Raw genomic sequence first — 24,120 nt, 5'->3', positions numbered from 1 at the left:
CCGCCCGGACGGCACGAGCAGGCCGGTCAGCGCTTCGGGCGGACCGTCACGCGTGCGAGGCGGTTTCGTCCGTCCGGCCGATGCCGCCGATGTGCGCCGCCTCGGGCAGACGTCCCAGCGCCACGAGCGCCGCGCCGGCCGCCCCGATCTCCGGGTTGCGCTGCCACCGCACCTCGCGCGGGGCGAGCGCGTCGGCGAACGCCGCGCGCCACCACGGCGAGGCGGTCAGCGCCCCGCCGCCGAGGACCACCTCCATCGGCTCGCCGACGCCGCCCTCCAGCAGGACCAGGTCGTCGGCGACGAGCCGGCACAGGCCACCCATCAGCCCGGCGAGGACGTCCACGGCGGTGGTGCCGAAGCTGAGCCCACGCAGCTCGCCGGAGCCCGCCGGGTCCGTGCCCGGCGGCCGGTCACCGCCCAGCCGCGGGTTGGCCCGCACCGAGCCGGTGGTCCGGCGCAGCGCCGCCTCGAGCGCCGCGCCCTCGGGCAGCCGCAGCTCCCGGTTGGCCCAGGCGAACAGGTTGCCGCCACTGGAGTACGCCGCGCCGGTCACCACGTGGTTGTGGTCCACCCGGTACCGCCAGAGCTGCTCCGGCAGCGGCGGCGGCTCCGCGCCCGCCGGCACGGCCTGCATCATCCGGACCGCGGCGGAGGTGCCGACGGTCACCGCCGCACGCGTCGGGTCGACGCAACCCGACCCGACGTTGGCGGCCGCCCCGTCGCCGACCGGCGCCGCCCACCGCGCCCCGGCCAGCTGCGGCCAGCGCCGCGCGTGCTCCGCGTTCAGCCGGCCGTGCCAGCCGTCCGGGGCCAGCCGCAGCAACTGCTCCGGGCGTACGCCGGCCAGCTCGCACGCCTCCGGGTCCCAGTCCAGGCGGCGCAGGTCGAGCAGCCCGGTGCCGGAAGCCATCGACATGGACATCGGCACGTCGCCGAGCAGCGCGCCGAGCACGTACTCGGCCAGCCCGGTGAAGCGTGCGTTCCGCGCGCCGTGCTCCCGCAGCCAGGGCAGCCGCACCGACCAGAAGCAGCGGTGCCACCACGTGCCGGTACGCCTGTGGAAGTCCGCCGGGTCGGCCGGGCCGACCGCGCCGGCGAGCGCCTCCGGCCGGGTGTCCAGCCAGGTCAGCACCGGTCCCGACGGGGTGCCGTCGGCGGCCACCGCCAGCACCGAGTGCCACTGCGCGGAGGTGGCCACCAGGTCCACGTCCCGCAGGTGCCCGCCAGCGGCCAGCTCGTCCAGGCACTCCGTCAGGCACGCCAGGTAGGCCGGGCCGTCCAGCGTCCCGGTGCCGTCGTCCCCGGTGACCAGATGCACCCGGCGACGGGCCAGCGCGCCCGGACGCGGCACCGCGTCCGCGTCGAGCACCAGCCCACGCACCGAGGAGGTGCCCAGATCGAGAGCGAGGATGTCCATCGCCGATCAACCTACCCGGCGCGACCGGCTTACCGGAGGCGGCCTGATCGCGTACAGTGACGGTCATGCCCGCGCACCTGTCCTGCTGGTGGCCCGCCGACCCGGCGGCCCACCCCCGCGCGTAGCTTCCCCACGCGGCCGCCCGACGAGGCGGCCGCCGGTCTTCCCCGGCATCCCGGGTCGCCCACGTCGGCGGTCACCGGCCCACCGAGGAGACCCGATGACCCGCCCGTCCGACCCGCTCGCCGCCGTCGCGGCCGGCCACGACCCCGGCCCGTTCGCGCTCGTCCGCCGCGAGGGCGCCGACCACGTCGACCTGTTCACCGGTCCGGTACGCACCGCCGACCGGCTCGCCGACCTGCCGCTGCCCGACGACGGCGCCGGCCCGCGCACGCTGGCAGTGGTGCCGTTCCGGCAGGTCACCGAGCGTGGCTTCGAGTGCGTGGACGACGGCATGCCGCTGGAGTTCCTGACCGTCGAGGCGCACCGGCGGATACCCCTCGCCGAGTTGCTCGGCGCGCTGCCCGACGCCGCCGTACGCACCACCGACGCCGGCTTCGACATCGCCGACGACGAGTACGCGGCGATGGTGGACCGGGTGCTCGCCGACGAGATCGGCCGGGGTGAGGGCGCGAACTTCGTCATCCACCGCACCATGCGCGCCACGGTGCAGGGCGACCCACTTGCCGCGGCCCTGGCCGCGCTGCGCCGGCTGCTGCTGCGTGAGCGGGGCGCGTACTGGACGTTCCTGGTGCACACCGGCGCCCGGATCCTGGTCGGCGCCAGCCCGGAGCGGCACGTCAGCGTCGCCGACGGTCTGGTCGAGATGAACCCGATCAGCGGCACGTTCCGGCACCGGGGCGAGACCGTCGACCGGGCTGAGCTGCTGCGCTTCCTGCACGATCCGAAGGAGGTGGAGGAGCTGTACATGGTGCTGGACGAGGAGCTGAAGATGATGGCCGTGGTCGCCGAGCACGGCGGCCAGGTGGTCGGGCCGTACCTGAAGGAGATGGCGCACCTGGCGCACACCGAGTACCTGCTGGCCGGGCGCTGCTCCCGGGACGTGCGGGAGGTGCTGCGGGAGACCATGTTCGCCCCGACCGTGACCGGCAGCCCGATGGAGAACGCCTGCCGGGTCATCGCCCGGCACGAGCGCGCCGGCCGGCGCTACTACGCCGGCGTGCTCGCGCTGCTCGGACGCGACGAGCAGGGCCGGCAGACGCTGGACGCGCCGATCCTGATCCGGACCGCCGAGATCTCGCCCGAGGGCGCGCTGCGGGTGCCGGTCGGCGCCACGCTGGTGCGGCACTCGACGACCGCCGGGGAGGTCGCCGAGACGCACGCGAAGGCGGCGGGCGTGCTGGCCGCGCTCGGTCTCGGCCCGGACGCGCCGGGCACCGGCGCCGAGCCGGCCGTCAGGTACGCCGACGACCCGGAGGTACGCGCCGCGCTGGCCGCCCGCAACGCGCCGCTGGCCCGGTTCTGGCTGGAGCAGCGCCGGCCGGGCGCGCTGGCGCTGCGCGGGCTCGCCGGCCGACGGGCGCTGATCGTCGACGGCGAGGACACATTCACCGGCATGCTCGCCCACCAGCTCGGCGCGCTGGGGCTGGCGGTGACCCGGCGGGACTGGCCGGACCCGGGCCCGCTCGACGGGTACGACCTGGTGGTGGTCGGCCCCGGGCCGGGCGACCCGCGGGACCCGGACGCGCCGAAGATGGTGGCGCTGCGGGCGCTGCTGGCTGAGCTGCTCGCCTCCGGTCGGCCGACGCTCGCGGTGTGCCTGGGCCACCAGCTGCTCGCCGGGCTGCTGGGTCTGCCGCTGCACCGGCGGGACGCGCCGTACCAGGGGTTGCCGCGCGACGTGCCGGTGTTCGGGGTGACCCGCCGGGTCGGCTTCTACGCCAGCTTCACCGCCCGCGCCGACGCCGCCCGGATGACCGGCCCGTACGGCCCGGTGGAGCTGTCCCGCGACCCGGCCGACGGCGCGGTGCACGCACTGCGCGGGGCGGGTTTCGCCGGGGTGCAGTTCCACCCGGAGTCGGTGCTGAGCCAGGACGGCACCTCGGTCCTGGCGGATCTGCTCGGACATCTGCTCGACCGGCCCGCGCTGAGCGCGCATGGAGCGGCCGATCGCGGGTAGGGCGAGGGGCGACCGGTGGTCCGGACGGGTTCGAGAGCCCCCGTCCGGCCACCGGTCGCCATCCGCCGGTCAGCCGGCCATGCCCCGCTTCAGCGCGGCGCCCATGAGCGTGGCCCGCTTGGCGGTCAGCGCGGTGGCGGTCAGGGCCACGTGGTCCGGGGCCACCTCGCCGTTGTTGCTGGTGTGCGAGGCGCCGTACGGGTTGCCGGCGACGAACTGGCTCGGGTCGGTGTAGCCGGGGGTCACCACGATCCCGCCCCAGTGGTAGAAGATCGTGTACAGCGACAGCAGCGTCGCCTCCTGGCCGCCGTGCGAGGTGGCGGTCGAGGTGAAGCCGCTGTACACCTTGTCGGCGAGCGCGCCGGCCGCCCAGAGCGGGCCGGTGGTGTCGATGAACTGCTTGAGCTGTGCGGCGACCATGCCGTACCGGGTGGGCGAACCCATGATCACCACGTCGGCCCAGGAGAGGTCGTCCGGCTGGGCCTCCATCACGTCCTGGGTCTCCAGCCGGTGCGCCTGCCAGCCCGAGTTGGAGCGGATCGCCTCGTCGGGCGCCAGCTCACGCACCTTGCGCAGGCGCACCTCGGCACCGGCTTCCTCCGCCGCCTCGACTGCCGACTGCGCCATCTGGTAGGTGATGCCGGTCGCGCTGTAGTAGATCACCGCGACCTTGACCTGGCCATCCATCAGACGATCCCTCCTCGTTTGGGGTCAACTCCCGCGACTACCCGTTACTTGTCGCGTCAAACGGCGGGCGTGGCATGCTCGCCAGGTGGAGATCCGCACCGCCACCCCCGCCGACTGGCCACTGATCTGGCCGTTCCTGCGCGAGATCGTCGCGGCCGGCGAGACGTACACCTGGCCCCCGGACGTCACGCAGGAGCAGGCCCGGCGGCTCTGGATGCCGGGCCCACCGGCGCGGACGGTGGTCGCGGTGGCGCCGGACGGCGCGGTGCTCGGCTCGGCGAAGCTCGCGCCCAACCAGGGCGGCCCCGGCGACCACGTGGCGAACGCCTCGTTCATGGTCGCCCCGGCCGCCGCCGGGCACGGCGTCGGGCGGGCACTGGCCGGGCACGTGCTCGCCGCGGCCCGGGCCGACGGCTACCGGGCCATGCAGTTCAACGCGGTGGTGGCCACCAACACCCGGGCGGTCGCGCTGTGGCGGTCGCTGGGCTTCGCGGTGATCGGCCGGGTGCCGGAGGGCTTCCGGCACCCCACCCGGGGGTACGTCGACCTGCTCGTCATGCACCGGCGGCTCGACTGACCGAGGCTCAAGATTTGCGCAAGTTCCGCGCGAAAACGCTTTCCCGGCCCAGCTCAGCGAGGATCCTGGTCGGACCGGCGCCAGCCAAGTCGGCTGCCCCCGCGCCGGGAACCTGAACGGGGGATCGCGCTTCGTCGGCAGCGCGGCCGGCGCAGCGCGATCAGGGGCTGTCGGACCCCGGGCCTACGCTGACGCCCGTGACCGTTCGCCTCAGCCGCGCCGAGGCGCTCGCGCTACGGATGACCGGCCTGCTGCTGCGCCCGCACCCGACGGCCCGTCCCGAGGGCGTCGCCGACGTGGTCGAGTGGTTCGGCGCCATGCAGGCCCAGGACGCCGCGAGCGGGTTGTGGTCGCTCGGCGTACGCCTTCCCGGCGCCACCCAGAACGACGTCCGCGCGGCGCTGGAGCGGCGCGAGGCCCTGCGCACCTGGCCGATGCGCGGCACCGTGCACCTGGTGCCGGCGCGGGACGCGCGGTGGCTGCTGGACCTGACCGGGGTGCGGACGCTGGCCGGCATCGCCGCGCGGTGGCGGCAGCTCGGGCTGACGGTCGCCGACGGTGAACGGGCCGGTGACGTGCTGGGTGCGGCGCTGGCCCACGGCGGCCGGCTCACCCGCGCCGAGTGCCTGGCCGCGCTGCGCGCCGCCGGGCTGGACACGGATGGTCAACGCGGCTATCACCTGCTCTGGTACGCCAGCCAGCGCGGCGTCACCTGCATCGCCCCGCACGTCGGCAACGAACAGACGTTCGTGCTGCTCGACGACTGGGCGCCCGATCCGCGCCGTCCGGAGCGCGACGAGGCGCTGTCGTTGCTGGCGCACCGCTATGTGCGCGGCCACGGCCCGGTGACCCGGCACGAGCTGGCCCGGTGGACCGGCCTCACCGTCACCGACGCGACCCGGGCGATCACGCTGGCCGGTGACGCGCTCGCCCCGGTCGAGGTCGACGGCGAGCCGGCGGTCGTCGACGCCGCGCTGCTCGACACGCCCCGCGCGCCCGTCGACGACGTGCACACGCTGCCCGGCTTCGACGAATACCTGCTCGGCTTCAAGGACCGGTCGCTGATGCTCGACCCGGCGCATGCCGCAGCGGTGGTCCCCGGCAACAACGGGATGTTCCGGTCGACCGTGGTGCGCGGCGGGCGCGTGGTCGGCACCTGGACGCGGACGATCGGCGCGCGGGCGGTGACAGTGACAGCGCACCAGCTCGTGCCGTTCGACGCCGCGCTGCGCGCCCGGGTGGACGCCGCGCTGACGGGTTACGCCCGCTTCCTCGGCCTGGAGCTGCGTCACTCCTGGTGAGCGACGGCTCCCGCCGTTGCCTTACCTCATTCTCCTCTGCTGCCGAGCATCCCCTTTGCTCTGCAGCCATCGGCGCATCGGGTCGCCGCGCCCGTGCTCCGTGGAACGCCATGGGTGTCAAAACCGCGCCGAGACACCCGTGGCGTTCCACTCACGCCGATGGCCGACTACGGAGGGAGGGTGAGCTGGCCGGACAAGGCCGAAGGGCCGGCGGCACCGCGTGCCACCGGCCCTTCGCGCGTCCGGGGTCAGTCGGCCAGAGCGCCGGCCGAACGGCCCTCGTGCAGCGTCAGGTTACGGCCGCTGCCCGGGTCGAACAGGTGGATCTTCTCCAGGTTGAACCACACCCGGCGCGACTCGCCCTCGCGTACCGGGGACTCCGCCGACAGGCGGGTGACCAGGTTCGAGCCGCCGCCCGCGAAGTCCGCCGCGCCCGCGTCGGCGGCCAGCTCCTCCAGTTCGGCGGCGGTCGCCCGCTCCCCCTCGACGGTGAAGTAGACGTACTTGTCCGAACCCATCGACTCGACGATGTCCACCGGCGCCTCGAACTCCATGCCCCGGCGGCGGGTCTCGTCGTCGATCAACGCGGCGTCCTCGAAGTGCTCCGGCCGGATGCCGAGGATCAGCTCGCGGGGCGCGTCACCGGCCTCCAGCTCGCGGCGGACCCGCTCGCCGATCGGCACGTCTCCGAGCGCGGTCCGCAGCTTCCCGTCCTCCACCGCGGCGTGCACGAAGTTCATCGAAGGCGAGCCGATGAACCCGGCGACGAAGAGGTTGCGCGGGTGGTCGTACAGCTCCTGCGGCGGGCCGACCTGCTGCACCGCGCCGCCGCGCATGATGACCACCCGGTCGCCGAGCGTCATCGCCTCGGTCTGGTCGTGGGTGACGTAGACGGTGGTGGTGCCGAGTTGCTTCTGCAGCCGCGACACCACGGTGCGCATCTGCACCCGCAGCTTGGCGTCCAGGTTCGACAGCGGCTCGTCCATCAGGAACGCCTTGGGCTGGCGGACGATCGCCCGGCCCATCGCCACCCGCTGCCGCTGGCCGCCGGAGAGGTTGGCCGGCTTGCGGTCCAGCAGCGCGGTCAGCTCCAGCACCTTCGCCGCCTCGTCGACCTTCTGGTTGATGGTCTCCTTGTCCAGCTTCGCCAGCCGCAGCGGGAACGCCATGTTCTCCCGAACGGTCATGTTCGGGTAGAGCGCGTACGACTGGAAGACCATGGCGATGTCGCGGTCGCGGGGCGCCTTGTCGTTGACCCGCTCGCCGCCGATGCGCAGCTCACCGGAGCTGATGTCCTCCAGCCCGGCGATCATGTTGAGCGTGGTGGACTTCCCGCAGCCGGACGGACCGACCAGGATCACGAACTCGCCGTCGGCGATCTCCAGGTCGACGTCCTGTACGGCGGTGGTCCCGTCCGGGAACCGCTTGCTCACCTTGTCCAGCACGATGTCGGCCATTGCTACCACCTATCCCTTGACTGCGCCGGAGGTCAGACCGGAGACGATGCGGCGCTGGAAGAAGAGCACGAACAGGATGATCGGCACGGTGATCACCACAGCGGCGGCGCAGATCGCCCCGGTGGGGTCCTCGAACTGCGACTCGCCGGTGAAGAACTGCAGCGCCACCGGGACCGTGCGGGACCGCTCGGTCGAGGTGAGCGTGATCGCGAACAGGAAGTCGTTCCAGCAGAAGATGAAGACCAGGATGGCGGTGGTGAACACGCCCGGCGCGGCCAGCGGCGCGATCACCCGCCGGAACGCCTGGGCCTGGGTGGCGCCGTCCATCTTCGCCGCCTTCTCCAGGTCCCACGGGATCTGCTTGAAGAAGGCCGACAGCGTGTAGATGGCAAGCGGGAGCGCGAACGTGATGTAGGGCAGGATCAGGCCCGGCCAGGTGTCGAACAGGCCGAGCTGCCGCTCGATCTCGAACAGCGGCGACACCAGCGACACCTGCGGGAACATCGCGATCAGCAGCGAGACGCCGACCAGCAGCTTCTTGCCGGGGAAGTCCAGGCGGGAGATCGCGTACGCGGCCATCGCCCCGAGCACCACCGCGATGGTGGTGGCGATCAGCGCGATGCCGATGGAGTTGATCAGGGCCCGAACGAACTGGTCGGTGTCGAAGATGGTCCGGTAGTTGTCCAGCGTCCACTCGCGCGGCCAGAACTTGCCGTCGGTGAGCGTGGCCGGGGTCTTGAACGACAGCGAGGCGATCCAGAGCACGGGGACCAGCGCGAAGACGACGACCACGACGTCCAGCAGGCCCCAGCGCACCTTCGCCCGCGTGGTGGATTCCACTGCCATGTCAGCGCCTCTCCCCATCGTCGCTGCCCGGGGCAGCGGTGCCGAACAGCTTCACGAACACGAAGGCGATGATCGCCACGGTGATGAAGATCAGCACCGACATCGTGGAGCCGATGCCGAGGTTCAGGCCCCGGATCAGGTTGTTGTAGGCGAGCATCGACACCGACGACGTCTCGTTGCCGCCGTTGGTGAGCACGAAGATGTTGTCGAAGACCCGGAACGCGTCGAGCGTGCGGAACAGCAGCGCGACCAGGATGGCCGGCTTCATCACCGGCAGCATCACCTTGGTGAACCGCTGCCACGCCGTCGCGCCGTCGGTGGAGGCCGCCTTGAGCAGGTCCTCCGGCACCAGCGCCAGCCCGGCCATCAGCAGCAGCGCCATGAACGGGGTGGTCTTCCAGATCTCCGCCAGCATGATGATCGCCAGCGAGCTGGCCCGCTCGGTGAGCGGGGCGCTGCCGTCGAACAGGTTCGCCAGGTAGCCGGTGCCGGGCGTCCAGGCGTACCGCCAGGAGAACGCCGCGACCACAGTGACGATGCCGTACGGGATCAGCGCGGCGGTGCGGACGATCCCCCGGCCGACGAGCGTCCGGTGCATGATCAGCGCCAGGCCCATGCCGAGCACCAGCTCGACCGCGACGGTGACCACGGTGATCAGGGCGGTCACCCCGAACGCGGTCCACCAGAAGTCGTTGGTGAGCACGGTGACGTAGTTCTCCAGCCCGACGAACTGCCGCTCGTCGGGGAAGCGCAGGTCGAAGCGTTGCAGCGACAGCCAGACGGAGTACAGGATCGGGTACGCGGTGACCAGCACCATGACCAGCGCGGCCGGTGCGCACAGCAGCCAGCCGAGCCGCCGTTCGGCCCGCTTGTTCTCGCTCAGCGGGGCGCGGGAGCCGCGCCGCGACCGCTGCTGCGGCACTGCGGCGTGCCGGCCGCCGGACTGCTCGGACTCGGCCTCGGCGGCGGCCTGCGCGCCGGCCGGAGTGGCGTTCACGCTCATGGCAGAACCCCCTTGGACTCCAGCGCGTCGGAGATCGCCTTGCGCAGCTCGTCGGCGGTCTGCTCGGGCCGGATCGCCGACGGCGGCGACAGGATCGCCGACATCACCGTGGAGATGCTCTGGTACGCCGGGGTCAGCGGTCGCACCGCCGGCTCCTTCAGCTCCTCCAGGATGGTCTCCTTCATCGGGTACGCCTCGGTCATCTCCGGGTCGTCGTAGACGGCCTCGATGGTGGGCGGCACGCCGTCGTTGACGGCGGAGAACTTCTGGTTCTCGGCGTTGCGCAGGCAGCGGGCCACCTCGAACGCCTCCTCCGGGTGCTTCGAGTAGCTGCTGACCGCCAGGTTGACCCCGCCGATGGTGACCTTGCTGGGGGTGCCCGGGTCGATGCCCGGCACCCGGGCCCACTTCACGTTCTTCGCCAGCTCCGGGTTGGCCTCCTGGAGCGCCGGATAGACGAACGGCCAGTTCACCTGGAACGCGCCCTTGCCGGACTGGAACTCCAGCCGCACCGGGTCCTCCAGCGCGTTGCTGAACGACGGCGACGTCACTCCGGACGTGGCGAACTTCTTGAGCTGGTCGAGCGCGCGTACCGCGCCGGCGTCCATCTCCGCCTTCTTGCCGTCGTCACTGAGGATCTTGCCGCCGGCGCTTTCGGCGAGCGTGTTGTAGAGGACCACCAGGCCCTCGTACTGGGCGCCCATGGTGAGCACCTGGTACGGCTTGCCCTGCTCCTTGAGCTGCTGGGCGGCGGAGATCATCTCGTCCCAGGTCTTCGGCGGCTGCGACACCAGGTCCGACCGGTACCACAGCAGCTGCACGTTCGTGTTCTTGGGCGCGGCGTACAGCTTGTCCTCGTACCGGGCGGTGTCCAGCGGGCCGGCCAGCGTGCCCCGCTCCGCCTCGGCCTTGTCCTCGCCGGTCCACTCCCGGATCCACTTCGCGCTGGCGAACTCCTGGGTCCACGTGACGTCCAGGCCGAGCACGTCCATCCCGCTGTCCTGCGCGGCGAGCCGCCGCACCATCTGCACCCGCTGCTCGTCGGCCTCGCGCGGCAGCACCCGGTAGTCGATGCGGTACCGGCCCTGCGCCGCCGCGTTGCAGGTGTCGACGACCTTCTGCAGGTTCTGCTCCGGCGGGTAGTACAGGTTGATCGTGGGGACGCCGCCGTCGCCGCCGGATCCGCAGGCTGCCAGCGGGGCCACCAACGCGAGCGCGGCGGCTGCCGCCACCGCGCGTCCGGCCGGCCGTCGTGCGGCCGTGTCGGGGACTGTCGTCATCACCCTCCCCCTCTCTTCGGCGAAGAACCGGGGAGTGACCCGTGCCCCGGCGCACGGCGAGACGGCGGGGTTCTCGGTCCGATCACCGAACGCCCCGGGCGTGTCGTGCGGCTGAACGTGCCCGACCTGCGACGGAGCGAAACATCACGGACATGTGACGGTGACGGCGCGCACCGTCGGCAGCGCGACGACGGGGCGCGGCCGACACGCCGTCCCACGTCGTGAAACGGCGAGGCTACCGAGCGTCAGCGGTCGTGCATTAGCGTGGGGCTGGCTCCGTAGCCGGCGCGTCGCCGTCGACGTCGATACGCCTCCGGCCGTCCCCCACTGCCCGCCCGATCGGTTGGTTCTGTCGGGAAAGTGCCGTCCGCTCGTTCCCCGGTTGGGCAGGATTCGCCCCGAGGAGGTGCCGTCGTGCAGGACACCCGCGCTCTCGCCCTGACGTTCGAGGTGAGCGGCCTGCCCCCGGTCAAGACCGAGGCCCTGTCCATCTTCGCCGCCGGGCACCGGCAGGCGACGAGAGTCCGTACCCTGCTCCAGGCCGCCTGCACGGCGGCCCAGCGCACCGGGTGGACCCCGCTCACCGGCCCGGTGGAGGTGGACCTCACCCTGCGGTGCCCGCCCGGGCACCGCACCTCCGACGCCAGCACCCTGCTCGGCGGCGTGTGCGCGGTGCTCCAGGACAAGAAGCGGGTCGCCAACATCGGTCTCGCCCACCTCGGGGTGCTGGTCGACGTCGCGCTCTGGTCCGACGACCGGCAGATCCGCCGGCTGTCGTACGTCGAGGAGCCGGCGGAGGAGTTCTCGTATTTGGTCCGGGTGTCGGCCGTACCGACGATGGTTTGACCGACGTTCGCGGTGGGGTACCGCGGACGCCGACGAAGGGAGCGCCGATGTCGGAGCCACATGTCACGCTCGACCCGAGCGGGCTTGACCCTGTGCAGCAGAAGCTGCGTGGCCCGCTGGAGGATCAGCTGACCTCGGCCCTGCAGGCCGCCGCGGACCGGGTCCGCTCCGGCTACGCGGGCGAGCCGGTGGAGGACGTGTGCCGCCGCCTGCTCGACGAGACCCGCTCCGGCCTGCACCCGGACATCGCGGCCGGCTTCCAGCCCGACATGGACGAGTTCTGCCGGGTGGCGGTGGCGATCGTGCGGGGCGAGCTGACCTGAGCCCGGGCCGCACCCTGGAATTGAGTACGCGTACCGATGGCAGGCCCGCCCGGGGCGACGACAATTCTCCCCGTGCGAACTCGAATCATGATCGTTCTTGCCGTGCTCGGACTGGCCGGGCTGATGGCGACCACCGGTTGTTCCCTGCGGCAGAGCATCTGCGGCAGCGACGAGTACCCGGTGATCGCGGTCGGCCCGCAGGGCGGCAGTTCCTGCGTGCCGGACGGGGAAGAGCCGTCCCCGCCGTATGTGCGCTACCCGGAGGGCAAGGTGCCGCAGCACGTCGACGACGAGTGGGACGTCTACTGGCGCACCCACGGCATCGACGAGAACAACAACATCATCGACCGCTGACGCCGGCGTCAGCTGCGGCGCACGTCCACGGCCACGACGTGCGTACCGTCCGGGCGGGTGGACTCCCCCAGCCGCACCGGCAGGCGGCCGCCGTCCGGCGGCAGCAGGCCGAGCCCGAAACTGAGGTGCCCCTCGAAGTCGCCGGCCACCGCCCATCCACGCAGCGTCGGGAAGCGGATCGCCGCCGGCGGCAGGTCCGCCGTTCCGCCGCCGCGCGCGTCGTGCGCCTGGGCCGGCTCGAACCGCACCGACAGGTACGCGGTACCGGGCAGCGCGACCGGCGCGCCCCGGCCCTCGGTCACCACCCGCGGCACGTAGGCGACCTGGTAGGACGGGGTGGGCCCGCGGAACGCGAAGGTGATCCGGCTGAAGCCCTCCGCCGGATGGTCGCCGACGTCCACCGCCACCAGGACCGGCAGCGGCTCCCCCGGCGGCGGCGTGACCGGCACCCGGACCCGGTGGGCGACCCGGGCCGGCTGGCCGGGCACGGCCCAGTCCCAGGTGACACGCCACGAGCCGCCCGTCGAGGCCGCTTCGGTCGGCACGGGCGGGGTGGGCGTGGCCTCCGTCGCGGTCGCCGCGGGGGCCGCCGCGGCCGTCGGGGTGGGCGCCGTGGACGCGCCGTCGTGGCCGGTCGCCGTGCAGGCCGCCGCGAGCAGCGCGACCAGGCCGGCGAGCAGCGGTACGCGCTGAGGAGTCATGACTCAGTGTCGCTCCGTGACCGGCCCGCGCACCAGAGGCGTCCCACCCGATTCCGGCGCCTGTTTCCGGGGCCGGACGGGTCAGGACCGGGTCCGCAACTCCCCGGCCCTGACCCCGGCCGTCCGGTTGGGTAGCGGTCTGCGCCGCGGGAACACGGCAGGCGTGGCACGACGCCGTTCGCCGGGCTCCGCGCGGCGAGCCGGTATGCCCGCACTCAGCTCCACGGTGCTCTTACCACCGGACTCCGGTGCGCCCCCGTCTCACCCCGACGAGGCGTGGACGCCGGCTCAGGTTAGGCGCGTACGCGCAGGCCGGACAAGCGATGACCGGTGGCCGCGCCTGTGATTGATGTCTATGCGGAATTGCGGCATGTCGGCGTAACGGGGTCAGCCGGTTTCGCGCTGTTCGACTTCGAGACGCGGACTGCGACCGGCCTGCCTAGGCGGGACGCTCCGGGCCGCGGCGGCCCTGGCGACGAGCGCCAGCGCGGCCACGTGCAGCGCCCGTACGCCGGCCGGGGCGGCGACGTCCGCCGCCGGCAGCGCGGGCAGCAGCAGCGCGCCGAGCCCGGTGACCGCCAGCGCCACCCGCCAGAACACGGCCGGGTTCGCCGCCGGCAGCGGCGGCGCGACGCCCCGGGCCGGCTGTCCCCGGCGGGCCTCCCCCACGGCCAGGACGACCACCAGCAGCCCGCCGCCGAGCCCGGCCGTCACGTCCACGAACTGGTACCAGTACACGCCGGCCAGGGCGTGGAAGTCGGTGACGCCGAACAGCCGGGGCAGGCGCTCGCTGTGGCTGACCCGGTCCCACGCGACGTGACTGAACGCGCCGATGAGCGCCGAGCAGACCGACACCTGCCAGGGATGCCGCACCCCGGCCAGCGTCGCGTACCAGGCCCAGCCGAAGAACCGCCGTCCCGGCAGGTGCGCGACGACGCCGGCGACCACGCGGCGCGCCACCCAGGCGTACGCGAGCGCGACCGGCAGCCCCCACCAGAGCAGCCCGCCGAGCGTGTGTGTACGCATGCCGAGCGCCAGCGGCGTGCCGGTGAACAGGTACGCGGCGTCCGGCGCCACCGCACCGGCGCACAGCGCCACCCCGTCGAACCAGCGGGGCCGCCACAGCTTCAGCGGCAGCACCGGCGCCAGGTGCGACGGGAAGGTGAGTGGCACCTCCCGGACGTTACCGGCCGCCTAGAAGTGCTGGACCAGGTCGGGAAACGCCGCCAGCCGGATCACCTGGGAGTCGGACGGGTCCAGCTCGTCGTGCTCCAGGATCCAGGTGTTCTCGTTCGGGATGAAGACCGCGTTCATCCCGGCGGCCCGGGCGGGCAGGATGTCCGAGCGCGGGGAGTTGCCGATCATCCAGGCGGCGGCCGGGTCGAAGGCGTGCTCGCGGGCCAGCCAGCGGTACGTGTCGGCGTCCTTCTCCGGCACGATGTGCGCGGCGCGGAAGTGGTGCAGCAGCCCGCAGGCGTCCAGCTTGCGCTGCTGCTCCTCGCGCTCGCCCTTGGTGAGCAGCAGCAGCTCGTGCCGGCCGGCCAGGTCGTCGAGCGTCTCGGCCACCCCCGGCATCAGCTCGACCTGGTGCCCGATCAGAGCCGCCGCGAGCTGATCGATCTCGGCGCGTTCCCGGTCGGTGGCCGGACGCTCGCGCAGCTTCTCCAGGCACTCGCCGAGGCTGCGCAGGAAGACCTTGCTGCCGTAGCCGTGCGCGACGGCGTTGGCCCGCTCGATGTCGTCGAGCACCGCGCGGATGCGGGCCCGGTCCAGCGTGGGATGGTCGAGCCAGGTGAGGAAGTCGTCGATCACCCGCTCGAACAGGACGTTGTTCTCCCAGAGCGTGTCGTCGGCGTCGAAGACCAGCACGGCGGCATCCCGGCGCGGCGGCATGGGGCTCCCTCCCTCACGGACCTCGCACACCGTACTGCCCGGTCGCCGGACGGACCACGCGGATTATCCGGTCGGCGGGCGGTTACCGGCGGCTACCCGACTGCGCGATCCCTGGTCGGGCGACATGCTTCGGCCATGACGATCTCACCCGATCATCCACCCGGGCGCAGACGGGGCGCGGCCGTCGCCGTGGCCGCGGCGCTCGCCGTCGCGGGCGCGGCGCTGCCGGGATACCCGGCGCTCGCCGTCAACGCCGCACACACCACAGTCGTCGGCACGAACCCGGTCGACTGGACGCCGCACGCGCTGGACGGCACCGTGCACCGCATCCTCCAGATCGGCAACCGCGTGTACGTCGCCGGCACGTTCACCAAGGTGCGCAACGCCGGGCAGTCGGCCCAGCTGGCGATGCCCCGCCTGGTGGCGCTCGACGCGACCACCGGCCGGATCGACACCACGTTCCGGCCGCAGGTGAACGGCGCGGTGAAGGCTCTCGCCGCCGCGCCGGACGGCCGCTCGCTCTACATCGGCGGCGCGTTCACCACAGTCAACGGCACCGCGGCGTCCCGGCTGGCCCGGATCGACGCGGCCACCGGCGCGCGGGTCGCCAGTTTCACCACGCCGGCGCTGAACAACCAGGTCAACGACATGCGCCTGGTCGGCAACCGGCTGATCGTCGGCGGCGCGTTCCAGACCGTCGGCGGGGTGACCCGGCGCCCCCCGGCGGCGGTGAACGCCACCACCGGAGCCGCCGATCCGTCGGTCAACCTGAACCTGGCCGGTCCGCGCACGACCACCTCCGGCGCCACCGCGCCGGTGAAGATCGAGGCGCTGGACGTCTCCGCCGACGGCCGGCGGCTGGTGTTCGTCGGCGGCTTCAGCAGCGTCGCGGGCGTGGCGCGGCACCAGATCGCCGTCGCCGACCTGAGCGCGTCGGGCGCCACGCTCTCCGGCTGGGCCACCGACCGCTACCAGCCGCAGTGCGCGCGGACGATGCCGGTCTACATGCGCGGCGTCGACATCTCGCCGGACGGCACCTGGTTCGCGGTGGTCACCACCGGCGGCCCGTTCCCGGCCACGCTCTGCGACACCGCGGCGCGTTTCGAGTTCGGTGCGGCCACCGGCGGCAAGCAGCCCACCTGGGCCAACTACACCGGCGGCGACACGCTGCTGTCGGTGGCGGTGACCGGCGCGGCCGTCTACGTCGGAGGCCACCAGCGCTGGCTGGACAACCCGCAGGGCCGCAACTCGGCCGGTCCGGGCGCGGTGTCCCGGCCGGGCATCGGGGCGATCCACCCGGTCACCGGCAAGGCGCTGCCGTGGAACCCGACGAAGGACCGCGGGGTGGGCACCGGCGAGCTGTACGCCACCGACCGGGGCCTGTGGGTCGGCAGCGACACCGTGACGGTGGCCGGCGAGTACCACGCCCGGCTGGCGTTCCTGCCGCTGGCGTGACCGTGCGGGGCGCGGCGGGCTCTCCCGTCGCGCCCCCGCACACACGATCAGCGGCGCAGCGTAAGAATCAGGTCGGCGACCAGCGCGGTCCACCCGGTCTGGTGCCAGGCGCCCAGCCCGGCGCCGTTGTCGCCGTGGAAGTACTCCGGGAAGCAGATCAGGTCGCGCCAGTCCGGGTGGGTCTGGAACAGCTGCGCGGCGCCGTAGATCGGCCGCCGTCCCCACCCGTCGCGGGTGAACAGCGAGATCAGCCGCGCGGACAGGTCGTCGGCGATCTCGTCGAGCGTCCGCTTGACCCCGGAGCGGGTCGGGTACTCGACCTGCAGGTCGTCGCCGAAGAACGCGGCGTAGTCGCGCAGCGCGCTGATCAGCAGGAAGTTCGTCGGCATCCAGATCGGGCCGCGCCAGTTGGAGTTGCCGCCGAACAGGCCGCTGGTCGACTCGGCCGGCTCGTAGCCGACGCTGAACTCCTGCCCGCCGAGCGTGACGGTGAACGGCTTGTCCAGGTGGGCTCGGGACAGCGTACGCAGCCCGTACTCGGAGAGGAACTCGTCGGTGTCGAGCATCCGGGCCAGCAGCCGCACCACCTGGTCCGGGGCGACCATCGACAGCAGCCGCTGCTGCCGGCCGTCGGGGCCGATCCGGCGGCCGCCGATCACCTCGGCGTACTCCGGGCGGTTGGTGAGGAACCAGCGCAGCCGCGCGCCCAGCTCGGGCAGGCGGCGCATGGTGCGGGCGGTGAGCCGGGTGACGGCTGCGAGCGGCAGCAGCCCGACCACCGAGCGGACCTTCAGCGGCACCTTCGTGCCGTCGGCCAGGCGCAGCACGTCGTAGAAGAACGCGTCCTCGGCGTCCCAGAGCCCCTGGTGGTACGCCGCCGCGGCGATGTACGCGAAGTGCTCGAAGAACTTGGTGGCGGTGTCGGTGTACGCGCGGTCGTGCTCGGCCAGCACGATCGCCATGTCGAGCAGGTTGAGCGCGTACATGGCCATCCAGCCGGTGCCGTCGGACTGCTCCAGCACCCCGGCGACCGGCAGCGCGGCCGACCGGTCGAACGGGCCGACGTTGTCCAGCCCGAGGAAGCCGCCCTCGAAGACGTTGTTGCCGCCGGTGTCCTTGCGGTTGACCCACCAGGTGAAGTTGAGCAGCAGCTTGTGCATGACCCGGGCGAGGAACTCGTGGTCGCGGGAGCCGTCGATCTCGAAGACCTTCAGCGCCGCCCAGGCGTGCACCGGCGGGTTCACGTCCCCGAACGCCCACTCGTACGCCGGGATCTGCCCGTTGGGGTGCAGGTACCACTCGCGCAGCAGCAGGAGGACCTGTTCCTTGGCGAAGCCCGGATCGACCCGGGCGATGGTGACGCAGTGGAAGGCCAGGTCCCACGCGGCGTACCAGGGATATTCCCACGGGTCCGGCATGGAGATCACGTCGAAGCTGTTCATGTGCCACCAGGCGCTGTTGCGCCCGTGCCGGCGGCCGGCGGGCGGCGTGGAGCCGGGGTCGCCGGTGAGCCAGCGCTCGACGTCGAAGTGGTAGAACTGCTTGCCCCACATCAGCCCGGCGATGGCCTGGCGGGCGACCAGCGCCTCGTCGGCGGTGGCGGCGGCCGGGATCACGCTGTCGAAGAAGCGGTTCGCCTCGGCCCGGCGCGCCCAGAGCACGGCGTCGAACCCGTCACCGAGGTCGGCCGGGGCGGGCGGCGCGGCGGCCGGGGGCGGCGCGGTGCGGGTCCGCCGCAGCCGGATCTGCCGCTGCTCGCCGGCCGGCACGTCGAGCACGTAGTGCAGCGCGCCCTTGGTGCCGGTGCGCTCCGGGTTGACGGTGGCGGCGCCGTTGACCACGTGGTCGTTGATGCCGTCCTTGGGGTACGCGGACCGCCCCGGCAGCCCCCACAGCCGCTCGGCGTTCGTGTCGTTGTCGCACAGCAGCGGCACCGGGTCGCCGTCGCCTTCCAGCAGCAGCTGCCCGAGCACCCAGTGCTCACCGACGAGCCGGGAACCCGTGCCGACCAGCTTCGGCACCCGGTCGGCGCCGGGCAGCCCCCACGCCCAGGTGTTGCGGAACCAGAGCGTGGGCAGCACGTGCAGCGTCTCGTCGGTGTCGGCCCGGTTCGCCACGGTGATCACCACGCACATGTCGGTCGGGGACGCCTTGGCGTAGTCGACGGTGACCGCCCAGTACCTGTCGTCGTCGAAGATGCCGGTGTCGACCAGCTCGTACTCGGTGTCGTCCCGGCCGCGCAGCGCGTTCACCGCGACCAGCTCGTCGTACGGGAAGGCGGCCTGCGGGTAGTGGTAGCGCCAGCGCATGAAGGAGTGCGTGGGGGTGCTGTCGAGGTACCACCAGTAGTCCTTGGCGTCCTCGCCGTGGTTGCCGCCGTCGCCGCCGAGGCCGAACATCCGCTCCTTGAGGATCGGGTCGCGCCCGTTCCACAGCGCCAGGGCGAAGCAGAACGTCTGCCGGTCGTCGCAGACGCCCGCCATGCCGTCCTCGTTCCACCGGTAGGCTCGGGACCGCGCGTGATCGTGGGGGAAGTAGTCCCAGGCCGTGCCGTGCTCGCTGTAGTCCTCACGTACCGTGCCCCACGCCCGCTCGGACAGATAGGGGCCCCATGCGCGCCAGTCCTGCTCCCCGGCGTCGGCCTGGGCGAGCCGGTGCCGCTCGGGGTCGGGGGACGCGGAGGTCGACCGGTCGGTGATCACTGGCACATCTTCGACGCCGCCGGGGTACTTCTCCACAGCGGCCATTGTCGCCGTGGCATGTCACACCTCGCTGCCGGTGGAGGAAAGTTGATCGACATCCGTTTCGGGCCGCGCGTCTGCGGTGAGCTGTCCGCCGCCGCCACGCGGGAATGGCTGGTCACCGACGGGCTCGGCGGATACGCCATGGGCACCGTCGCCGGGCTGCGTACCCGCCGGTATCACGGGCTGCTCGTGGTGGCCGGCGACACGCCCGCGTCCCGAAAGGTGGGACTGGCGAGCCTCGACCCGGCGGTGACGCTGCCGTCGGGGCGGCAGGTCCGCCTCGGCGCGCACGAGTGGTCCTCCGGCGTGGTCGACCCGGTCGGCTTCGAGCTGCTGGAGCGCTTCGACCTCACCGACGGGGTGCCGCGCTGGCGGTGGCGCGTCGGCGACGTGGTGATCGAACGGGAGATCGCCATGACGTACGGCCGCTCGTGCGTCGCCGTCGTACACCGGTTGATCTCCGGCGGCCCGGTGCGGCTCGACCTCGCGGCGGCCTGCACGTGGCGCGACGCGCACGGCGAGCGGCGCGCCGACGGTCCGGCGCCCCGGCTGGAGGCGGCGGCCGGCGGCGCGGTGATCGACGGCGCGTACCGGCTCGCCGGGCCGGACTGGACCCCGGAGGGCCAGTGGTGGCACGGGGTACGCCACCGGACCGAGGCCGAGCGCGGCCTGCACCCGGACGAGGACCTCTGGTACGCGGGCCGGTTCACCGGCGCGCTGGACGAGCCCGGCGCGACGGTGTCGGTGCTGGCCTGGGCGGGCGACCTGGCCGAGGAGCCGCCCCCGGCGACAGCGGTGGTCGAGTCGACCCGGCGGCGCAACCGGGCCGTGACGGCGGCGGCGAAGCCCGGCGACGCGGTCGAGGCGACGCTCGCGCTCGCCGCCGACGCGTTCGTGGTACGCACCGCCACCGGCCCGGACGTGGTCGCCGGCTACCCGTGGTTCGGGGCCTGGTCGCGCGACACGATGATCTCCTACGAGGGCCTGTTCCTGTGCACGAACCGGGCCGACGAGGGCCGGGACCTGCTGCGGGCGTACGCGGCGACGCTGTCCGAGGGGATGCTGGCGAACACCGCCGACACCGGCCGGGTCGAGCACAACACCGTCGACGGCACGCTGTGGTTCCTGCACGCGGTCAGCCGGCACGTCACCGTCACCGGCGACACCGACCTCGGCGACGAGCTGCTGCCCGCGCTGCACGGCGTGGTCGAGGCGCACGTGGCGGGCACCCGGTACGGCATCGGCGTCGACCCGGCCGACGGGCTGCTGACCCAGGGCGGCCCGCCGGACGTGGCGCTCACCTGGATGGACGCCCGGGTGTACGGGGTACCGGTGACCCCGCGTACCGGCAAGCCGGTCGAGGTGAACGCGCTGTGGATCAACGGGCTGGCCGGGCTCGCCGAGCTGACCGAGCTGGCCGGACGCGACGCCTCGGCGCTGCACGCGCTGCACCGGCGGGCCGCCGCCGCGTTCCGGGAGCGGTTCCCCGCCCCGGCCGGCTGGCTGTACGACGTGGTGGACGCCCCGGCGCCGGCGTACCCGCTGGGCGGTGCCACGCACCACGACGACGACCTGCTGCGCCCCAACCAGCTGCTGGCCTGGTCGCTGCCGTACGCGCCGCTGGAGCCGGACGAGGCCACGCTGCGCCGGATCACCGAGGCGCTGTTCACCCCGCTCGGCCCGCGCAGCCTCGCCCCGGGCTCCCCCGGCTGGACCGGCCGGCACCGGGGCGGGCCGGCCGAGCGGGACTCCGCCTACCACCAGGGCACTGTCTGGCCGTGGCTGACCGGTCCGCTGCTGGACGCGTACCGCCGGGCTGGGCTGCCCACCGACGACCTGCTGGTGGGGCTGGAGGGCCACCTCGCCGAGGACGGCCTGGGCTCGGTGAGCGAGACCGCCGACGGCGACGCCCCGCACGCGGCCACCGGCTGCCCGTTCCAGGCGTGGTCGGTGGCCGAGCTGCTGCGCGCGCGGCGGACACGCCGGTAACGCGTTACAGACCGGCAACCGGCGCGTCGCCGCCGGTTATCGACCCCTCGGCAGGATGGGTGCCGACCCCACCGGACACCGCGGCGACGCCGCCGCCGGGGTGGGGACGCCACAACTCAAAGGGGGCCGCGTGTCAGCTGACGCCGAAGTGATCGACATCCAGCCCGCCCGGCGCCTGCGGGTGCTGCTGCTCTCCTGGGAGTACCCGCCGGTGCTCGTCGGTGGCCTCGGCCGCCACGTCCACGCGCTGTCCGTCGCGCTGGCCGCCGCCGGGCACGAGGTCACAGTCGTCACCCGCCACGCCGAGGGCGCCCCGCTGGAGGAGTACGCCGAGGGCGTGCGCGTTGTCCGCGCCGCCGAGGATCCGGTCCGGTTCCCGCTCGCCACCGGCTCGCTGCTGGCCTGGACCATGGCGTTCAACCACACGCTGACGCGGGCCGCGCTGCGCGCCGCCTCCGCCGGCGCCTACGACGTGATCCACGCCCACGACTGGCTCGTCGCGCACACCGCCGTCACGCTTGCCGAACACCTGGACGTGCCGCTGGTGACCACCATCCACGCCACCGAGGCCGGGCGGCACCAGGGCTGGCTGCCGGAGGAGATGAACCGCACCATCCACGGCGTCGAGCACTGGCTGAGCAACGCCTCCGGGCGGGTGATCGCCTGCTCCGGGTACATGCGCGAGCAGGTGGCCCGGCTGTTCGGCGTACCGTCCGGGCGCATCGACGTGGTCGCCAACGGCGTCGCCTACCGGGCCTGGCGGGCCCGGCCGCAGGCGGTCGCCTCCGCCCGGGCCCGCTTCGCCGCGGACGGGCCGCTGGTCGGGTACGCCGGCCGCCTGGTCTACGAGAAGGGCGTGCAGCACCTGGTGCACGCGGTGCCGCGCCTGGCCGACCGGCACCCCGGCCTGCGCGTGGTGATCGCCGGGGACGGGCCGTACAAGGACGAGCTCGTCGACCAGGCACGTCGGCTGCGGCTGGGCGACACGGTCCGGTTCGCCGGCTTCATGGACTCCACCCAGCTGCCCGCGGTGCTCGCCGCCACCGACGCCACCGTGATCCCCAGCCTCTACGAGCCGTTCGGCATGATCGCGCTGGAGGCGGCGGCCGCCGGCGCGCCGCTGGCGGTGGCGCGTACCGGCGGGCTGGCCGAGATCGTCGAGCCGGGGGTGACCGGGGTGACGTTCCCGCACGGCGACCCGGACGCGCTGGCCGGCGCCGTGGACCGGCTGCTCGCCGACGAGGTGTTCGCCCGCCGGGTGGCGCGCCGGGCCCGGACCATGGTCACGCAGCGGTACGCCTGGTCCGCGATCGCCGCCCGCACCGCGGGCAGCTACGCCGCCGCACGCCGCGACCACGACGGGTTCCAGGCCCGCCGAGCCACCGCCCTGCTGGCCCGGGATCGTTCCGCGATCACCATTCCGGAAGGGAATCTGCTCGCCGGTACGGCCAGTTAGGGCATGACGTCTCGCCGTGCGATAGGTACCGTCCGATCCGTTGGCTATTGTGGACCACTGACCAGCGGTGAGGAGTGCGGTGCGGGACGTAGTGATCGCCGGACGGTACCGCCTGCTCGACCTGGTCGGTCGCGGCGGGATGGGCCAGGTCTGGCGGGCGCGCGACGAGGAGCTGCATCGCGAGGTCGCGGTGAAGCAGGTCGTGCCGCCGAACTGGCTCGCCGAGAACGAGCGGGACGAGCTGCGCGCCCGTACGCTGCGCGAAGCGCGGACGTCCGCGCGGCTCAACCATCCCAACGTGGTCCGCGTCTACGACGTGGTCCGGGTCGAGGGCGACCCCTGGCTGGTCATGGAGTACGTCCCGTCCCGCTCCCTCCAGGAGATCATCGAGACCGACGGGCCGCTGCCGCCCGGGCGGGCCGCCGAGATCGGGCTGGCGGTGCTCGCCGGGCTGCGCGCCGCGCACGACGCCGGGGTGCTGCACCGGGACGTGAAACCCGCGAACGTGCTGCTCGCCCGGGACGGCCGGGTGCTGCTCACCGACTTCGGGCTGGCCGTGTTCCAGGGCGGCGACGGCGCCATGACCCGCCCCGGCCTGGTCCTCGGCTCCCCCCAGTACGTGGCGCCGGAGCGGGCCGCCGAGGGCGTGTCCAGCGTCGAGGCGGACATGTGGTCGCTCGGCGCCACGCTGCACGCCGCCGTGGAGGGCCGCTCGCCGTACGCCCGCAGCACCGCCATGGCCACGCTCGCCGCGCTCGCCACCCGGCCGCCCGACCCGGCGCCGCACGCCGGCCCGCTGACGCCGGTGCTGGCCGGGCTGCTGCGGCGAGACCCGCGCGCCCGGCTCGGCCACCACGAGACCGCCCGCCTGCTCGGCGTGGCCGCGGTGTCGGACGCCGACGCGACGGCGGCCGGCGGGTCCGCTGGCCGGTCCGCCGTACCGTCCGATCGGCCGGCCGCCGGGCGCGAGGGCGACGCTCGGGGACGTCCCCCGGGCGCCGGTGACGAGCCGGCGGCTGCGGCGGCGGGCGTCGTGTACCCGGACCTGATGCCGCCGGCCGCCGCCGCCCGCGCCTGGAGCCGGGCGGCGAAGCGCAGCGAGTGGGCGCCGCCCGCCGAGGGTGACCGGGCGCCACCGCCGGGCGGTCCGTCCGACTCCGCCGACCTGCCGGAGCGCTCCGGCGAGTCCGGCCGGTCCGGCCCTTCCGGCACGGCCGCCCGCTCCGGCCGGCCCGCGCCGCGCGACGGCGCCGAGCGGTCCGGCCCCGTGGGCGCGGCGGACCGACCCGAGCCACCGCCGCGCCCCCGCCCGGAGCCGCCGCAGCGGGACCGGTCCGACGAATTGAAGCGGGCGGAGTCCCCCGCGACCACGCCGGCGGAGCCGCCCCGGGCGGGCTGGGACCGCTCGGGTCCGGTCAGCCTCGGCCCGACGGTCCTCACCAGCTTCGTCGACCCGGGGAGCCCGACCGGCCCCGAGTCCGCGCCCCGCGCCGACGCGCTGAGCCCGGTGCGCATCCCCGGCCCGGACGCGGCGCCGGTCGCCCGCCCGGCCCCGGTCGCCCACAGCGGCCCCGCCGACAGCGGTGCGCTGCGGGCCGGCCCGCCCCCGCCCACCGGCGCTCCGCGCCCCCCGGACCGGCCGCTCGACGCC

The 24,120-nt window shown here is 73.7% G+C and carries 20 protein-coding genes; 10 read left to right on the top strand and 10 right to left on the bottom strand.

The window, feature by feature from the left end; translation table 11 throughout:
* Nucleotides 1-46: 46 nt before the first annotated feature.
* Nucleotides 47-1,417, bottom strand: coding sequence for an FGGY family carbohydrate kinase (locus tag BAW75_RS21140; protein ID WP_104114649.1), 1,371 nt, complete (start codon nucleotides 1,415-1,417; stop codon nucleotides 47-49).
* 220 nt (nucleotides 1,418-1,637) lie between these two features.
* On the opposite strand from BAW75_RS21140, the gene BAW75_RS21135 reads away from it, so the two are divergent.
* Nucleotides 1,638-3,557 carry a chorismate-binding protein gene (locus BAW75_RS21135; RefSeq protein ID WP_104114648.1) on the top strand — a complete coding sequence of 640 codons (1,920 nt, stop codon included), beginning with the start codon at nucleotides 1,638-1,640 and terminating at the stop codon, nucleotides 3,555-3,557.
* A gap of 69 nt (nucleotides 3,558-3,626) precedes the next feature.
* Here the strand turns inward: BAW75_RS21135 and wrbA are convergent, their stop codons facing one another.
* Nucleotides 3,627-4,244 (bottom strand): NAD(P)H:quinone oxidoreductase, encoded by a 618-nt coding sequence (wrbA, locus tag BAW75_RS21130; protein ID WP_043329810.1) that lies wholly within the window; start codon nucleotides 4,242-4,244, stop codon nucleotides 3,627-3,629.
* An 85-nt stretch (nucleotides 4,245-4,329) separates the two neighbouring features.
* Between wrbA and BAW75_RS21125 the strand changes: the two genes are divergently transcribed.
* Both BAW75_RS21125 and BAW75_RS21120 read left to right on the top strand, forming a co-directional pair.
* Complete coding sequence (locus BAW75_RS21125; RefSeq protein WP_064445393.1) at nucleotides 4,330-4,821, top strand: GNAT family N-acetyltransferase; 492 nt, start codon at nucleotides 4,330-4,332, stop codon at nucleotides 4,819-4,821.
* A 197-nt stretch (nucleotides 4,822-5,018) separates the two neighbouring features.
* Nucleotides 5,019-6,122 carry a winged helix DNA-binding domain-containing protein gene (locus BAW75_RS21120; RefSeq protein ID WP_104114647.1) on the top strand — a complete coding sequence of 368 codons (1,104 nt, stop codon included), beginning with the start codon at nucleotides 5,019-5,021 and terminating at the stop codon, nucleotides 6,120-6,122.
* Between the two features lie 248 nt (nucleotides 6,123-6,370).
* Here the strand turns inward: BAW75_RS21120 and BAW75_RS21115 are convergent, their stop codons facing one another.
* Genes BAW75_RS21115 through BAW75_RS21100 form a run of 4 tightly spaced genes read right to left on the bottom strand, consistent with a single transcriptional unit; the run spans nucleotide 6,371 to nucleotide 10,708 of the window.
* The gene (locus tag BAW75_RS21115; protein WP_064445391.1) at nucleotides 6,371-7,579 is read right to left on the bottom strand and encodes an ABC transporter ATP-binding protein; all 1,209 of its coding nucleotides are present in this window, start codon (nucleotides 7,577-7,579) and stop codon (nucleotides 6,371-6,373) included.
* 9 nt (nucleotides 7,580-7,588) lie between these two features.
* Nucleotides 7,589-8,425 carry a carbohydrate ABC transporter permease gene (locus BAW75_RS21110; protein ID WP_043329801.1) on the bottom strand — a complete coding sequence of 279 codons (837 nt, stop codon included), beginning with the start codon at nucleotides 8,423-8,425 and terminating at the stop codon, nucleotides 7,589-7,591.
* A 1-nt stretch (nucleotide 8,426) separates the two neighbouring features.
* Complete coding sequence (locus BAW75_RS21105; RefSeq protein WP_104114646.1) at nucleotides 8,427-9,428, bottom strand: carbohydrate ABC transporter permease; 1,002 nt, start codon at nucleotides 9,426-9,428, stop codon at nucleotides 8,427-8,429.
* Nucleotides 9,425-10,708: an ABC transporter substrate-binding protein gene (locus BAW75_RS21100; protein WP_104114645.1), complete on the bottom strand. Its 1,284-nt coding sequence runs from the start codon at nucleotides 10,706-10,708 to the stop codon at nucleotides 9,425-9,427. Before BAW75_RS21100 ends, BAW75_RS21105 begins: the two co-directional genes overlap by 4 nt.
* 414 nt (nucleotides 10,709-11,122) lie before the next feature.
* On the opposite strand from BAW75_RS21100, the gene BAW75_RS21095 reads away from it, so the two are divergent.
* The 3 genes from BAW75_RS21095 (at nucleotide 11,123) to BAW75_RS21085 (ending at nucleotide 12,231) form a co-directional block, all read left to right on the top strand.
* On the top strand, nucleotides 11,123-11,554 hold the full coding sequence (locus BAW75_RS21095) for a RusA family crossover junction endodeoxyribonuclease (RefSeq protein ID WP_043329796.1): 432 nt from the start codon (nucleotides 11,123-11,125) through the stop codon (nucleotides 11,552-11,554).
* A 47-nt stretch (nucleotides 11,555-11,601) separates the two neighbouring features.
* Entirely contained in the window at nucleotides 11,602-11,877 is a 276-nt protein-coding gene (locus BAW75_RS21090; RefSeq protein WP_030500352.1) for a hypothetical protein, read from the top strand.
* A gap of 72 nt (nucleotides 11,878-11,949) precedes the next feature.
* Nucleotides 11,950-12,231 (top strand): SCO0607 family lipoprotein, encoded by a 282-nt coding sequence (locus BAW75_RS21085; protein WP_223201390.1) that lies wholly within the window; start codon nucleotides 11,950-11,952, stop codon nucleotides 12,229-12,231.
* Nucleotides 12,232-12,239: 8 nt separating this feature from the next.
* Here the strand turns inward: BAW75_RS21085 and BAW75_RS21080 are convergent, their stop codons facing one another.
* The 3 genes from BAW75_RS21080 to BAW75_RS21070 form a co-directional block, all read right to left on the bottom strand.
* Nucleotides 12,240-12,932, bottom strand: a complete 693-nt coding sequence (locus BAW75_RS21080) for an AMIN-like domain-containing (lipo)protein (protein ID WP_104114644.1) — start codon at nucleotides 12,930-12,932, stop codon at nucleotides 12,240-12,242.
* A 387-nt stretch (nucleotides 12,933-13,319) separates the two neighbouring features.
* Complete coding sequence (locus BAW75_RS21075) at nucleotides 13,320-14,105, bottom strand: DUF4184 family protein (protein WP_104114643.1); 786 nt, start codon at nucleotides 14,103-14,105, stop codon at nucleotides 13,320-13,322.
* A gap of 21 nt (nucleotides 14,106-14,126) precedes the next feature.
* Nucleotides 14,127-14,825 (bottom strand): HAD family hydrolase, encoded by a 699-nt coding sequence (locus tag BAW75_RS21070; protein ID WP_064445386.1) that lies wholly within the window; start codon nucleotides 14,823-14,825, stop codon nucleotides 14,127-14,129.
* Between the two features lie 135 nt (nucleotides 14,826-14,960).
* On the opposite strand from BAW75_RS21070, the gene BAW75_RS21065 reads away from it, so the two are divergent.
* Nucleotides 14,961-16,280 carry a hypothetical protein gene (locus BAW75_RS21065; protein WP_244206198.1) on the top strand — a complete coding sequence of 440 codons (1,320 nt, stop codon included), beginning with the start codon at nucleotides 14,961-14,963 and terminating at the stop codon, nucleotides 16,278-16,280.
* Between the two features lie 47 nt (nucleotides 16,281-16,327).
* On the opposite strand, the gene BAW75_RS21060 is transcribed toward BAW75_RS21065, so the two are convergent.
* A complete protein-coding gene (locus tag BAW75_RS21060) occupies nucleotides 16,328-19,027 on the bottom strand; it encodes an MGH1-like glycoside hydrolase domain-containing protein (protein ID WP_104114641.1) in 2,700 nt (899 codons plus the stop codon).
* Nucleotides 19,028-19,069: 42 nt separating this feature from the next.
* Here BAW75_RS21060 and BAW75_RS21055 point away from each other — a divergent pair, with 42 nt between their 5' ends.
* From BAW75_RS21055 to BAW75_RS21045, 3 genes are all read left to right on the top strand, one after another.
* Nucleotides 19,070-21,013 carry an amylo-alpha-1,6-glucosidase gene (locus BAW75_RS21055; protein ID WP_104114640.1) on the top strand — a complete coding sequence of 648 codons (1,944 nt, stop codon included), beginning with the start codon at nucleotides 19,070-19,072 and terminating at the stop codon, nucleotides 21,011-21,013.
* A gap of 130 nt (nucleotides 21,014-21,143) precedes the next feature.
* Nucleotides 21,144-22,469 (top strand): glycosyltransferase family 4 protein, encoded by a 1,326-nt coding sequence (locus BAW75_RS21050; RefSeq protein WP_208635284.1) that lies wholly within the window; start codon nucleotides 21,144-21,146, stop codon nucleotides 22,467-22,469.
* Nucleotides 22,470-22,548: 79 nt separating this feature from the next.
* The coding region (locus tag BAW75_RS21045; RefSeq protein WP_167435597.1) for a serine/threonine-protein kinase at nucleotides 22,549-24,120 on the top strand (1,572 nt) is incomplete at its 3' end.

The sequence above is a fragment of the Micromonospora chalcea genome (genome assembly GCF_002926165.1).
GTDB classification, from domain to species: domain Bacteria; phylum Actinomycetota; class Actinomycetes; order Mycobacteriales; family Micromonosporaceae; genus Micromonospora; species Micromonospora chalcea.
Note: the sequence above shows the minus strand (reverse complement) of the source record. Positions and strands in the feature narration are given on the sequence as shown.